12 protein-coding genes are annotated in these 13,192 nt (G+C 67.7%); 5 read left to right on the forward strand and 7 right to left on the reverse strand.

Annotated features, from left to right (window positions below; translation table 11 throughout):
- Positions 1-36 precede the first annotated feature (36 nt).
- Complete coding sequence (locus G3T36_RS18680) at positions 37-1,464, reverse strand: NAD(P)/FAD-dependent oxidoreductase (protein WP_338031638.1); 1,428 nt, start codon at positions 1,462-1,464, stop codon at positions 37-39.
- Between the two features lie 183 nt (positions 1,465-1,647).
- Positions 1,648-3,114: a helix-turn-helix domain-containing protein gene (locus G3T36_RS18685; protein WP_240148649.1), complete on the reverse strand. Its 1,467-nt coding sequence runs from the start codon at positions 3,112-3,114 to the stop codon at positions 1,648-1,650.
- 127 nt (positions 3,115-3,241) lie between these two features.
- Between G3T36_RS18685 and aceA the strand changes: the two genes are divergently transcribed.
- The 3 genes from aceA to G3T36_RS18700 all read left to right on the forward strand — a co-directional run bounded on the left by aceA (position 3,242) and on the right by G3T36_RS18700 (position 6,848).
- A complete protein-coding gene (aceA, locus tag G3T36_RS18690; RefSeq protein WP_163291369.1) occupies positions 3,242-4,558 on the forward strand; it encodes an isocitrate lyase in 1,317 nt (438 codons plus the stop codon).
- A 23-nt stretch (positions 4,559-4,581) separates the two neighbouring features.
- Positions 4,582-6,207, forward strand: a complete 1,626-nt coding sequence (gene aceB, locus G3T36_RS18695; protein WP_163291370.1) for a malate synthase A — start codon at positions 4,582-4,584, stop codon at positions 6,205-6,207.
- 107 nt (positions 6,208-6,314) lie between these two features.
- On the forward strand, positions 6,315-6,848 hold the full coding sequence (locus tag G3T36_RS18700; protein ID WP_163291371.1) for a GNAT family N-acetyltransferase: 534 nt from the start codon (positions 6,315-6,317) through the stop codon (positions 6,846-6,848).
- A gap of 7 nt (positions 6,849-6,855) precedes the next feature.
- Here the strand turns inward: G3T36_RS18700 and G3T36_RS18705 are convergent, their stop codons facing one another.
- Positions 6,856-7,824: an NADP-dependent oxidoreductase gene (locus G3T36_RS18705; protein ID WP_163291372.1), complete on the reverse strand. Its 969-nt coding sequence runs from the start codon at positions 7,822-7,824 to the stop codon at positions 6,856-6,858.
- A gap of 242 nt (positions 7,825-8,066) precedes the next feature.
- Here G3T36_RS18705 and G3T36_RS18710 point away from each other — a divergent pair, with 242 nt between their 5' ends.
- On the forward strand, positions 8,067-8,822 hold the full coding sequence (locus tag G3T36_RS18710; RefSeq protein WP_163291373.1) for a DUF998 domain-containing protein: 756 nt from the start codon (positions 8,067-8,069) through the stop codon (positions 8,820-8,822).
- Here G3T36_RS18710 and G3T36_RS18715 read toward each other — a convergent pair.
- A complete protein-coding gene (locus G3T36_RS18715; RefSeq protein ID WP_338031640.1) occupies positions 8,806-9,438 on the reverse strand; it encodes a YqaJ viral recombinase family protein in 633 nt (210 codons plus the stop codon). The genes G3T36_RS18710 and G3T36_RS18715 overlap by 17 nt on opposite strands.
- Before the next feature lie 4 nt (positions 9,439-9,442).
- Positions 9,443-10,492, reverse strand: a complete 1,050-nt coding sequence (locus G3T36_RS18720) for a Gfo/Idh/MocA family protein (protein ID WP_163291374.1) — start codon at positions 10,490-10,492, stop codon at positions 9,443-9,445.
- Positions 10,493-10,790: 298 nt separating this feature from the next.
- Between G3T36_RS18720 and G3T36_RS18725 the strand changes: the two genes are divergently transcribed.
- A complete protein-coding gene (locus G3T36_RS18725) occupies positions 10,791-11,342 on the forward strand; it encodes a hypothetical protein (RefSeq protein WP_163291375.1) in 552 nt (183 codons plus the stop codon).
- Here G3T36_RS18725 and G3T36_RS18730 read toward each other — a convergent pair.
- Together G3T36_RS18730 and G3T36_RS18735 are read right to left on the reverse strand one after the other, a co-directional pair.
- Positions 11,308-12,042 carry a ThuA domain-containing protein gene (locus G3T36_RS18730; protein WP_163291376.1) on the reverse strand — a complete coding sequence of 245 codons (735 nt, stop codon included), beginning with the start codon at positions 12,040-12,042 and terminating at the stop codon, positions 11,308-11,310. The two genes, G3T36_RS18725 and G3T36_RS18730, sit on opposite strands and share 35 nt — an antisense overlap.
- Positions 12,039-13,166 (reverse strand): Gfo/Idh/MocA family oxidoreductase, encoded by a 1,128-nt coding sequence (locus tag G3T36_RS18735; RefSeq protein ID WP_163291377.1) that lies wholly within the window; start codon positions 13,164-13,166, stop codon positions 12,039-12,041. The genes G3T36_RS18730 and G3T36_RS18735 overlap by 4 nt, the downstream gene beginning before the upstream one ends.
- Positions 13,167-13,192 lie beyond the last annotated feature (26 nt).

Here is a 13,192-nt window from a genome sequence, read left to right on the forward strand (position 1 = left end):
AACAGTGCTCCTCTGCGCTGCGTGGGTGAGAACGGGTCAGGAGTCGAAGCCGAGGCCGACCGCGTCGAGGGTTTTCAGGTACAGGTTGCGCCTGCCGCCGTCGTGGTCGGCCCGGTCGAGCGCTCGACGGGTCAGGTTGATGCCGATGGATGCGGCCGGCTCGGGTGGGAACGGCAGCGGGCGGCTCTTCACCATGGCCAGTTCCGTGCGTTCGGTCGGGCTGCCCTCGAGCAGGTCGAGCATCACCTGGGCGCCGAAATGGGTGGATGCGACCCCCAGCCCCGTGAATCCGGCTGCGTAGGCGACCCGACCGTCGCGCGCACTGCCGAAGAACGCGCAGAAGCGGCTGCAGGTGTCGATCGCGCCCGCCCATTTGTGGGTGAAGCGGATGCCCTCCAGCTGCGGGAACGTCGTGAAGAAGTGGCTCGCCAGACGCCGGAACGTCCGTGGCCTGTCCTCGTATTCGTCTCGCACGCGCCCGCCGTAGTGGTAGATCGCGTCGTAGCCGCCCCAGAGGATGCGGTTGTCGCGGCTCAGCCGGTAGTAGTGGAACTGGTTGGCGGAGTCGCCGAGCCCCTGCCGGCCTTTCCAGCCGATGGACGCAAGTTGCGAATCCGTCAGCGGTTCGGTCATGAGCACGTAGTCGTACACGGGCACCGTCGCGAACCGGTTGCGCTTCAGCAAGGAGGGGAAGACATTCGTGGCGAGTGCGACCTTGCGGGCCCGCACCGTTGCGCGAGGGGTGCGGAGCTCGGCGCCGTCCGCCACGCTCAGGCCCGCCGTGTCGAGGCGGGTCACGGGCGTGTGCTCGTGAAGCTCCACGCCGAGCTCGGCGCACGCACCCGCGAGGGCACGGGTCAGCTTGGCCGGGTGGATGAGGGCCGAGTCGCGGATGCGGAAGAGTCCGGCCTCGAACGTGGGGGAGTTCACCTGCGCTCGCACCGCATCCGTGTCGAGGAACAGGGCGTCGACCCCGTTCGCGGCCTCGCGAAGCCAGTCGACCTGGTACGGTTCGGTCGCGATGTCGATCGCGCCGTTCCGTTCGAAGTCGCAGTCGAGGCCCAGCTCACCGATGGTGCGCTCGATGTCGTCGAGGTTGGCCTGGCCCAACTCCTGGAGCCGTTCGAACTCGTCGGGGAAACGGCTGAGGCCGTTCTCGTCGCCGTGAGTGAGGCTGGATTCGCAGAAGCCGCCGTTGCGGCCGGAGGCAGCCCAGCCGATGCGCCGCGCCTCGAGCAGCATGACCCGCGCCGAAGGGTTCCGCCGCTTGGCGAGCAGGGCCGTCCAGAGACCCGAGTAGCCGCCCCCGACGACGGCGAGGTCGCAGTGCGTATCCGCCGTCAGGACGGCATAGCTGTCTGCCGGCGCGTCCTCGATCCAGAATGGGGACTGGCGGGTCGCCGCCAACGCGTGGTTGACCACGGATGGGTCCGGCCGCATCCTCTCGAAAACCGTGGTGCCCACGTCGATCCTCGCCTCTTCGCGTCGTTGCTGACATTCTCTCCGGTCCGGGCCGCTTTCAGCGGCGGATTCCGTCGTGAAATCGTGATTTTCCGACCATTCCGTTCGAGGCGATTGCCGAGCACAGTGCTATTCCCGAAAAGGTGCCCTGATAACGCGAAGAACCCTGTGCTCGCCGACGACAGCTCAGTGCGGCTGATGCCGCTCGAGGAACGTGTAGACCTCGGTGGCGTCGACACCAGGGAATGTGCCGGTCGGCAGCGCTGCGAGAAGACTGGTGGGAGTTCGGGCGCTGGGCCACGACTGGCCTTCCCACTTCTCGGCGAGCACTGCGGGCGCGCGCCGGCAGCACGTCTCGTCGGGGCAGCGTGACAGCGCCCGATGCTGCGTGTCGCGGCCGCGGAACCACTTGACGTGTTCGAACGGCACGCCGACGCTCACCGAGTAGTCGCCCTCTTTGGCCTTCTCGATGCGCGACGTGCACCAGAACGTCCCGCGGGGTGTGTCCGTGTACTGGTAGTACGGGCTGAATCGGTCGTCGACGTCGAACACGGTGCGCGCGGTCCAGCTGCGGCAGACGGTGGTTCCCTCGATCGCGCCGAGCGCATCCGACGGGAAGGAGACGGAGTCGTTCTCGTACGCCTTGATGATCGTTCCGGACTCGTGCACCTTCATGAAATGCACGGGGATGCCGAGCCGAGCGGTCGCCAGGTTGGTGAAGCGGTGCGCGGCCGTCTCGTACGAGACCGCGAAGGCGTCGCGCAGGTCTTCCATCGAGATGCGCCGGAAGTTCTTCGCTTCGGAGAGGAATGCCACAGCATCCTTCTGGGGAAGCAGGATGGCGGCCGTCAGATAGTTCGTCTCGACGCGCTGGCGCAGAAAGTCCGCATAATTTCTGGGCTCATCGTGGCCACACAGATGGGAGGCGAACGCTTGCAGGATCGGCGAGCGCGAGTCACGGGACGCTGACGGCTCGGTCGGAAGGTAGATCCGGCCGTTGCGCTTATCGGTGACCGAACGTGTCGAGTGCGGCAGGTCGCCGACGTAGTGCAGGGAGAAGCCGAGGTGGTTCGCCATGTCGGCGACCACCTGGTGGGAGACGGGCCCGCCGGTGTGGCCGACCGCCGTGAGCAGTTCGGTGGCCATGTCCTCGAGTTCGCCGAAGTAGTTGTCACGGGCGCGCATCGTGCGTCGCAGCTCGGCGTTCGCCCGCCGCGCTTCCTCGGGTGTCGCCGCGCGCTCGCGGTGCAGTCGTTCGACTTCCTGGTGAAGCGCAAGGATCGTGCGCAGGTTCTCGTCGCTCTGGCCTTTGGAGACGCGCACAGGTTCGAGCCCGAGGGCCGCGAACACGGGGCCGCGCTGTGCGCGCTCGACCGCGATCTCGAGCGCGGCACGCTCGTTCGGGGGCTCGGGCGAGAGCAGGTCGTCGACGGAGACGGCGAGCGCGGATGCGATGGCACGAAGCAGGGCGAGCCGGGGTTCGCGGTTGCCGTTCTCGATGGTCGAGACCTGTGACGGCGCCCGGTCGATCGCGGTCGCGAGCGCGTCGAGCGTCAGACCCCGCTCGATGCGGTACGCCCGGATGCGCCTGCCGAGGTTCAGCGCGTCGACGGCCGCATCCGCCTCCTCTTCCGTCTCGGTGGTGATCGTCATGCACGTCATGGTGACACGGCGCGGAAGTTCTGACAAACAGAAGAACAGCAAAAGTTCTGCAAACCAATTCGCTCTGCCGGGGTTGCGCACCCCGAATGATCGATGCAACAGCCCGCGAACGACACCGATGGAGGACCCCGTGAGCACCGCAGACAACACACCTCGCCGACCGGGCGATGTGACGCAGACCGCAGCCGAACTGCAACTCGAATGGGATGCCGACCCACGCTGGGAGGGCATCCGCCGCGACTACACCGCCGCCGATGTTGTCGCCCTCCGCGGGACGGTGCGGGAGGAGCGGACGCTCGCCCGCCGCGGCGCCGAGAAACTGTGGGAGCTCATCCAGACGCCCGGCAGCGCCGACGACCCGCACTGGGTCGCGGCGCTCGGCGCGCTCACCGGCAACCAGGCCGTGCAGCAGGTGCGGGCCGGCTTGAAAGCCATCTACCTCTCCGGCTGGCAGGTCGCCGCCGACGCGAACCTGTCGGGCCAGACCTACCCGGACCAGAGCCTCTACCCGGCGAACTCGGTGCCCGCGGTCGTGCGGCGCATCAACAACGCGCTGCTGCGCGCCGACCAGATCGAGCCCGGCGACTGGCTCGCACCGATCGTGGCGGATGCGGAAGCCGGCTTCGGCGGCCCCCTCAACGCCTACGAACTCATGCACTCGATGATCGAAGCCGGCGCTGCCGGCGTGCACTGGGAGGACCAGCTGGCGAGCGAGAAGAAGTGCGGCCACATGGGAGGCAAGGTGCTCGTGCCGACGGGGCAGCACATCCGCACCCTGAACGCAGCGCGGCTCGGTGCCGACGTCGCTGGTGTTCCCACCATCGTGATCGCCCGCACCGACTCGCTCGCCGCGACGCTCCTCACCAGCGATCACGACGAACGCGACCGCCCGTTCCTCACCGGCGGGCGCACCGCCGAAGGGTTCTACGAGGTGAGGCACGGAATCGACCCGGTGATCGCGCGTGGCCTCGCCTACGCGCCATACGCCGACCTGCTGTGGGTCGAATCCGCCGAACCCGACCTCGAACTCGCGCGGACCTTCGCCGAGCGCATCCACCGCGACTTCCCCGGCAAGAAACTCGCCTACAACTGTTCGCCGTCGTTCAACTGGAGATCCCACCTCGACGAAGACCAGATCGCCCGGTTCCAGCGTGAGCTCGCCTCATACGGGTACGCATTCCAGTTCATCACGCTGGCCGGGTTCCACGCCCTCAACCACTCGATGTTCACGCTGGCGAAGGACTACGCCGAGCGTCACATGAGTGCGTATGTCGATCTGCAGGAAGCCGAGTTCGCCTCCGAGCGCGACGGCTACACCGCGACCCGCCACCAGCGGGAGGTCGGCACGGGCTACTTCGACCGCATTGCGACCGCGCTCAACCCCGGCAGCGCAACCCTCGCGCTGGTGGGCAGCACCGAGTCCGAACAGTTCTGACACGTCTGAGAAGGAGAAAGACCATGATCGAGATCACGGGAGCGATCGAGGATCGCTTCGACGAGATACTGACGCCCGAGGCGATCGAGTTCCTACGGGAGCTGCACGAGCGCTTCGCAGCGCGACGGCACGAACTGCTCGCCGAACGCCTGCGCAAGCGCGTCGACGCGGCGAACGGTCGCGATCCGCGATTCCTGTCCGAGACGGAGCACATCCGGGCCGATGCGTCGTGGCAGGTCACGGGCGCGGGACCTGGCCTCGAGGATCGCCGCGTCGAGATCACCGGGCCCACCGACCCGAAGATGACCATCAACGCGCTCAACTCGGGTGCGAAGGTGTGGCTCGCCGATCTCGAAGATGCGACGAGCCCGACCTGGGCGAACATCATCGGCGGGCAGCTCTCCCTGCTCGACGCAACACGGGGCGAACTCTCGTACACGGGCCCGGAGGGCAAGCAGTACCGCGTCACGGCGGGGGCGACCCCGACGATCGTGGTGCGGCCGCGCGGCTGGCACCTGGTCGAGAAGCACATCGCGTTCACCGACCGGGCGGGGCGGTCGATGGCGGCGTCTGCGAGCCTCGTCGACTTCGGGCTGCACTTCTGGCACAACGCGGCACGTCTCGTCGCCGCCGGCCGTGGCCCGTACTTCTACCTGCCCAAGCTCGAAAGCCGCGAAGAGGCACGGCTCTGGAACGACATCTTCGTGTTCGCGCAGGCGTACATCGGGATGCCCGCAGGCACGATCCGTGCGACCGTGCTGATCGAGACCATCCAGGCCGCATTCGAGATGGAGGAGATCCTCTACGAACTGCGCGAGCATTGCGCCGGCCTCAACGCAGGGCGCTGGGACTACATCTTCAGCATCATCAAGACGTTCCGTTCGCGCGGTCGCCGGTTCGTCTTCCCCGACCGCAAGCAGATCACCATGACGGTCCCGTTCATGCGGGCGTATACGGAGCTGCTCGTCGCGACCTGTCACCGGCGCGGCGCGTATGCCATCGGCGGCATGAGTGCGTTCATCCCGAACCGTCGGGATCCGCTCGTGACCGAGCAGGCGCTCGAGAAAGTCGGGGCCGACAAGCGGCGTGAAGCGGCCGACGGGTTCGACGGCACCTGGGTCGCGCATCCTGACCTGATCGCGACCGCGAGGGCCGAGTTCGACGCGGTGCTCGGCGCCCGGCCGAACCAGCTTGACCGCCTGCGCGAAGACGTCCACGTCGACGGCGCCCAGCTGCTCGACATCGGCTCGATCGGCGGCGAGGTCACCTTCGACGGTGTGCGCGACAACGTCGTCGTCGCCTTGCGCTACATCGAGTCCTGGCTGCGCGGCATCGGCGCGGTCGCGATCGACAACCTCATGGAGGATGCCGCCACGGCCGAGATCTCGCGCTCGCAGCTCTGGCAGTGGATCGAGAACCGCACCGTCACGGCGGAAGGTGTGCTCGTCGACCGTGAGGAGGTCTCGCGCATCCTGAACGATGAGCTCGCTCGCCTCGGCGGAACGCCGGGCGACCGCTTCGCGGAGGCGGCGGATGTCCTCACCGACGTCGCGCTGCAGCCCGAGTTCCCGACGTTCCTGACCATCGGCGCCTATGCGCGCTACCTCGTCGACGACGAGACGTCACCGGCGCTGGCTCTCGCGAGCTGAGGGGCGGCCGCCCGCCCGCGAAAGGTGCGAGAAGTGCCCTCTGGGGCAGCGATTCCCCGCTTCTCGCACCTTTCGCGGCGCTCACGGTCGGTCGGTAGAGTGGGCGGATGACCGTGAACGTCCGGCCGGCGACCGCGGAGGACGCGGCCGCCCTCGCGGCTGTCGCAGCCGTCACCTTTCCGCTCGCGTGCCCTCCGCACACGACCGACGATGCCAAGGCGCAATTCATAGCGAACGTCCTCTCGGAGGAGCGATTCGCCGAGTATCTCGCCGACCCGGCCCGCGACCTTCTACTGGTCGAGACGGCCGAGGGCGCGGTCGCGGGTTACGCGATGCTCGTGCACGGTGAACCGTCGGATGCGGATGCAGTGAGCGCGATCCGCGTGCGTCCCACCAGCGAACTGAGCAAGTGCTATGTGCTGCCCGGCCACCACGGCGCAGGCGTCGCCGCGCTGCTGATGCGCGCGAGCCTCGATGCTGCCGCCGCACGCAAGGCCGGCGGAATCTGGCTCGGCGTCAACGAGGAGAACGCGCGGGCCCAGCGCTTCTATGCCAAGCACGGCTTCGAGCGGGTCGGGTCGAAGCGCTTCCTCGTCGGCGACCGCCTCGAGCGCGACTGGGTGATGGAGCGCGTGCTCTGACGCCGCGTCAGCCCTCGGCGACTTTCACGACGAGCTTGCCGCGGGTGTGTCCCAGCTCGAGAAGGCGGTGGGCGTCGGCGACGTCGCACAGGCCGAAGATCCGGTCGACATGGACCCGGACGGCGCCCGACTCGAGCAGACGAGCGATCACCGCGAGACTGTGCCCGTCCGGCGCCACCTTGAACCCGGTCCCGCGCACCCCGGCCGCGGCGGCATCCTCGGCGAAGGTCGGCCAGCTGCCGGTCGGGACGTTGACGATCAGCCCGCCAGAGCGCAGCACCTGCAGCGAGCGCGTGCCCGTGTCATCGTGGACGTTTCCGACCAGGTCGATGACGACGTCCACATCCGAGACCACGTCCTCGAATCTGGTGCTCGCGTAGTCGATGACTTCGGATGCGCCCAGCTCGCGCAGCCAGCCGAGGTTCCGTTCCGACGAAGTCGCGATCACGTACGCCCCGAAGTACGAGGCGAACTGCACCGCGAAATGCCCGACGCCGCCGCTGCCGGCATGGATGAGCATCCGCTGCCCTTCGTGGGCTTTGGCCACCTCGACCACCATGCCCCACGCGGTCAGCGCAGCGAGCGGGGCGCCCGCGGCCTCGATGTGCGAGAGCGTGCTCGGTTTGCGTACGACGCTGATGCTGGGGACCGTGACGTATTCGGCATACGATCCGCGGAAGCGCGGCACCATGACCATTCCGAACACCTCGTCGCCCGGTTTGATCGGATGCGCCTCGTAGGGTGACTGCACCACGACACCGCTGAAGTCCTGGCCGAGGACGCTCGGGAACTCGCGGATCGAGTCGAACACTCCGCGCCCTGCCCGCGTTTTTGCGTCGATCGGATTCACGCCTGCCGCGACCACTTTGACGAGGAACTCCGCGCTGACGCGATCGGGCACCGCGAGCTCGGTCACGCGGAAGACCCCGGGTTCTCCCGCCTCGTCGATGACCGCGGCCTGCATCGTCTTGCGCATGGATCGTCCCCTCGTCGTCGCCGGTGACAGCCTCGACCGGCGTCTGGGGCCGAATCTCGTGTCTATCCCAGTCAAACCCGCCAATGCGTCACCCGTGTTACGGTCGCGTCACCGGATGTGAACAATCCGTTTCGGATACCCCCGCTCGGTGTCACGAGAACCGCTCAGGTCTGCACGCTACGATCCTTGACCGAACGCCGCGCGGGTCCGCCGCCGGCCGGTCGCCGGCGAAAGGTTGCAGGGTGAGAGGTCCGTCCGGTCTGCTGACCCGTGGATGGCAGCGAGTGACCCCCGCCCTCGTCGTGTCCGGCACGGCCGCCGTCCTGTCGGGCCTGGTGATCATCTGGGCCGCCCGCCTGACCGTGCCGTATCCCGTGTATGTCAGTGAGCTGGGGGCCGTCGGCACTCCGACCGCTGGGCCGTTCCAGGTGGCGCTGCTCTGCATCGCTGTCGGCGGGCTCGCCATCGCGCTCGCCGCGGGCCACGCTCGCGCGCAGGTCAGGATGCTCGGCCGCTGGCTGCCCGCAGTGACGATCGGTTTCGCAGGCGTGTGCTTCGCGGTCGCTTCGCAGGTCACCTGCACGGCCACGTGCCCGGTGCCGATCGTGGACCCCCGGTCGACCACCCAGGATCTTGTGCACACCACGTTCGCGGTGCTCGGGTTCGCGGCGGCCTGCTACGCCATGCTCCAGGTCGCGTTCTCGCGCCGGCGGCCACGTATCGCGCGATTCTCGCTGGTGTCCTGCATCGCGGTCGGCGTGATCTCCGGGGTCGGCGGGCTGCTGGCGCTCGTTCACGTCGCCGTCGATTTCGGGTCGTGGCTGGAGTTCGCCGGAATGACGGTGGCGATCGCATGGCTCGCGACCTACGGGCTCGCGCTCGTCGTCGAAGGCCGCGAGCGCAGCAGCGCGGGCGAGTCCGCTGTTCCGGATGCGCGTGAGCGAGTCCACGGCGAGTCCCCGTGGACGCGCGGGTCGGGCCTCAGCGAGTCCGCATAAGTGTCGCGATCAGCTGGTCCGCGAGGTTGACCAGGATCGCGATCTCGTTCTCATCGCGGTCGATCCAGCGGCATTCGGGCTCGCCGTCGACCGGAATGAAGTCGTGGTGCTGCTCCCAGACGAACAGCGTTCGCTCGGCGCCGAGGACGTACTGCTGCCACCAGACCTGCCGGAGGTAATGGCGGGGGATGCTCCGCCAGCCCTTGTTCGTCGTCTTGATCTCTGCCAGCTCGATGGTGCCGTTGTCGCGGACGACGAGTCCGTCTGGCGTCGCGAGGTGCTTGCGGCTTGCTTCGGCGTGGAAGAGTGCGTCGCTGGGCTCGATGCCGTAGTTGGCGCGGACCCACGAGGCGATCTGCGGCTCCCGCGCACGGCCGTGCTCGGTGTAGACGTTGCCGGTGAAGCCGGTTCCGTGCAATTTGTCGAGTGCGGCCTTCCGCACCGAGAGCTGCGTCGACAGTTTTGCGACGTCAGTGGCCGTGATGCCCCGGCTTCGCGCCCGCAGCCAGGCGACGCGGTCGCTGGCGCGGGCGACGATGCGCGTCTCGTGGGAGAGGTGGGCGGGTTTCGCCGTCACGTCGACCTCCCAGGGAAAGGTCAACATCAGGTCGGTCACCTGTCTATTGTGCCCCGCCGGGAGCGCTCCAGTAGCCCACCTGGCGGCGCGCCTCGTCGATCGTCTCGAGTGTGGTGATCGCCTCGTCGAGCGGATGCAGCGGCGAGTCGGTCAGGCCGTCGGTGATGTAGCGCGCAAGGGCCGCCGCCTCATACGACATGCCCTGGCGGTAGGGCCTGCCGTAGGGGTCGATCCAGTGTGCGACGGTGCCGCCGGGGCCGTGAAACCGGATGCCGCTCGGGCCCCAGAAGGGAGCATCCATTTCGATGCGGCCGGCGGTTCCGCTGATCGTGGCGAGCGAGGGCGTGCCAGCCAGCAGGCTCGTGCTGAGCAGCGCCTGCCCGCCGCCGGGGGAGGTGAGCAGGAGCGCGACCTGGGCATCGACACCGGTCGGCGCAAGCTCCCCGGTCGCGACGACGCTCTCGGGCGCGCCGAGCGCGAAGGATGCCCACGACACGACGTACACGCCGAGGTCGAGGAGCGCGCCTCCGGCGAGCGCCGGGTCGTACAGGCGGCTCGCGGGGTCGAAGGGCGCGGCGCCGCCGAAGTCGGCCGTGACGATTTTCACCTCGCCGAGCATCCCATCGGCGAGGAGCTGCCGGGCGATGTCGGTCTGCGGCAGGTACCGGGTCCACATCGCTTCCATGGCGAAGACGCCCGCCGCGCGCGCGGCCTCGGCGATGATGCGCGCGTCGGCCGCCGTGACCGCCATCGGCTTCTCGATCAGGACGTGCTTGCCCGCAGCGATCGCGAGGAGCGCGTGGGCGGTGTGCTCGCTGTGCGGCGATGCCACGTAGACGATGTCGACCTCGGGGTCGGTGACGAGCTGCTCGTACGATCCGTAGGCGCGCTCGAAGCCGTGCCGTGCGGCGAATGCGACGGCGCGGTCGAGGGTGCGCGAACCCACGGCGACGACCTTCTGTCGCGTGTGCATCCGGACGGCCTCGACGAAGTCGTTCGCGATCACACCGGGTGCCAGGATGCCCCAGCGCAGCGCGGGAGCGTCCGACGGGTCGGGGTGGCGCGGCGCGGGAAGGGTCTCGAGATTCGTCATATCACCAGTTTTCCATAAACTTCGATAGTGAAGTTACGCCCGAGGTGTATATGCACTACAGTGAAGATGAATCGCATCACAATGGTGATTCATTCGGACCGGGATGCGCCGATGTGTCCCCCTTGCCATCATCCGCGCGTCCCGGTCTGTCAGGCCATGTCGATCAGTGAAGAACAGGCAACAGTTGAAGAAGCTTCTTGGGGCAGTACCGATCTCGGTATGCGCAATCATCTCGCTCGCTGCACTCTGCGGTTGCACAAGCCAACCCTCATCTTCTACGGGGAGTCACCCTTCGGACGTGAGCATCTCCCTTCCCGAGTTCTCCGGGCCGTGGGCCGGAGATCTCACTTATGCCTTTAGAAAGGCGAGCTCCGACTTTGAGCGGAACGCACTGTCCGACGGGACGATCTCAGAGGCGGAGTTTGCCGAAGTCGAGAACAGATTCATCACCTGCCTCCGGGCCGGCGGCCTAACGACTGCTGGCATCAATCCGGGCGGCTCGCTCGAGTTCGGCTTTCCCCCTGAAATGGGACCGGACAAGGCGAACCGGATATCCGACAACTGCTCCGCGTCGTCGGGCTACGACACGGTGGGCTCGCTCTACTTCGCTATGCGGAGGAACCCACAGAATCTTGACGAGGCAAAGATCGCAGCCGCATGCCTCGGAAGGAAAGGCGTAGTCCCTCGCGGCTACGACGCGAGCGACTACAAGCGAGACGTACCCACCATGGCATTTCCGTTTTCAGACCCAGACGAGGGTCGGGAAGCACTCGAAGCGTGCTCAGCCGATCCCTTGGGTTTGCTGCCAAAGAAACTCAGCGCGCGAACCAGTCCGCCGACGGGTTCGTGACCTCGGGTTCTCGCCTCTCACCGGCAACCGGCGCGGCCCAGCGAACACCGTTGGCGAGCACTCGCCTCACCTGCGGATGGAAGTACACCGGGTACTCCTGGTCGCCGGGGCTGAAGTAGAAGATCTTGCCGCGGCCCCGGGTGAACGTCACCCCGGAGCGGAACACCTCGCCGCCCGCGAACGAACTGATGAACACGAGGTCGTCCGGTTTCGGGATGTCGAAGAACTCCCCGTACATCTCCTGGTGGTCGATCACGATCGGCTGCTCGATGCCGTGAGCGATGGGATGCGTCGGTGCGACCGTCCACACCACCTCGCGTTCCGCTTCGTTCCGCCACGCGAGCGAACAGGTGGTGCCGAGCAGGCGGATGAAGATCTTCGAGAAGTGACCCGAGTGCAGCACGATCAGGCCCATGCCGCCGAGCACGTGCCTGCGCACTCGTTCTACGACGTCGTCGGCGACCTGATCGTGGGCGATGTGCCCCCACCACAGCAATACGTCGGTGTCGGCGAGCACGTCTTCGCTGAGGCCGTGTTCAGGGTCGGCGAGCGTGGCGGTGCGGATGCGCGCCCCGTCCAGCAGGCCGGCCAGCCCATCAGCGATGGCGCCGTGGATGCCGTCCGGGTAGATCGCAGCGATCTCCGGCTGGGTGGTCTCGTGCACGCCTTCGTTCCAGACGGTGACGCTGAGTGCGCTCATCGTTCCTCTCCTTTTCCTGCGACCGAGGCAGGCTCGAGGACGACCTCTGCCCCTGCGGCGGCGGATGCGTAGCACGCGTCGATCACGCGCGCTCGTTCGAGCGCCAGCGACCCGTCGTAGTGCGCCCAGTGCTCTGTGTCGCGCACGTGCTCGATAAACGTCTCGATCACGGCGTGATGTCCTCGGCCCGGATCAGCCTTCACCACGACATCCTCGCTCGTCTCGTCCTGTCCCGTGAAGATCGTCAATTCGCCGACGGGCGCGTAGTCGACCACCCGCAGGTCGGCGCCGCCTTCTGTGCCGTAGATCGTGATGCCGAATTCGTCGCCGGCCGGCCGGTAGGCCGCCCAGCTGGTCTCGATCATCAGGGAGCCCCCGCCCTCGAGGCGGAGCAGCACACTCGCGAGATCCTCGACCTCGTAGGCCGAGCCCACCTGCTGCTTGGCCGCGACTGCGCCGCCGAGGCCCCGCGTCCCGAGCTCGGCGTGGGTGACGGCCGACACGGCGGTCACCTTCGGTTCGCCGAACAGGTGCAGAGCGTAGTCGAGCACGTGCACGCCCAGGTCGATCAGGGGTCCGCCCCCGGCCATCTCGCGGTTGGTGAACCAGCTGCCGAGTGCGGGGATGCCCGCCCGGCGCAGCCAGATCGCGCGTCCGTGGTAGGGGCGACCGATCGTGCCCGCGTCGATGGCGGCCTTGAGGGCTTCGATGTCTCCGCGACGCCGGTGGTTGAAGGCGATCTCGAGCACGCGCCCGGCCGAGCGGGCCGCATCCACCATCGCCTGCGCTTCCACGGCACTGCGCGCGATCGGCTTCTCGCAGAGGACGTGCAACCCTGCTTCGAGCGCGCCGACAGTGATCGGGGCGTGCAGGAACGTCGGGACGGCGACGCTGACGATGTCGAGGCCGCCTTCGGCGACGAGGTCCTTCCAGTCCCGGTACAGCCGCGTCACGCCGTAGCGCTCGCCGAGCTCCGCCCGCGCCTCGTCCTCCATCCCGGCGAGTGCGACGAGTTCGACGCCGTCGAGCGACGCGTACGCGTCCATGTGCTGCTGGCCGGCCCATCCGAGCCCGACCACTCCGACGCGGAGTGCTGGTTTCCTGTCATTCGACTTCGTGCTCACGACGAATCCTTTCGTGTGCGTGTGCG

It is taken from the genome of Leifsonia tongyongensis (assembly GCF_010686705.1).
GTDB lineage: Bacteria > Actinomycetota > Actinomycetes > Actinomycetales > Microbacteriaceae > Diaminobutyricibacter > Diaminobutyricibacter tongyongensis.

Coding starts and splice junctions, on each gene's coding strand:
- aceB (WP_163291370.1), top strand. CDS start 4,582: ATGATCGAGATCACGGGAGCGATCGAGGATCGCTTCGACGAGATACTG.
- G3T36_RS18705 (WP_163291372.1), bottom strand. CDS start 7,824: ATGCGCAAGACGATGCAGGCCGCGGTCATCGACGAGGCGGGAGAACCC.
- G3T36_RS18700 (WP_163291371.1), top strand. CDS start 6,315: ATGACCGTGAACGTCCGGCCGGCGACCGCGGAGGACGCGGCCGCCCTC.
- aceA (WP_163291369.1), top strand. CDS start 3,242: ATGGAGGACCCCGTGAGCACCGCAGACAACACACCTCGCCGACCGGGC.
- G3T36_RS18720 (WP_163291374.1), bottom strand. CDS start 10,492: ATGACGAATCTCGAGACCCTTCCCGCGCCGCGCCACCCCGACCCGTCG.
- G3T36_RS18685 (WP_240148649.1), bottom strand. CDS start 3,114: ATGACGATCACCACCGAGACGGAAGAGGAGGCGGATGCGGCCGTCGAC.
- G3T36_RS18730 (WP_163291376.1), bottom strand. CDS start 12,042: ATGAGCGCACTCAGCGTCACCGTCTGGAACGAAGGCGTGCACGAGACC.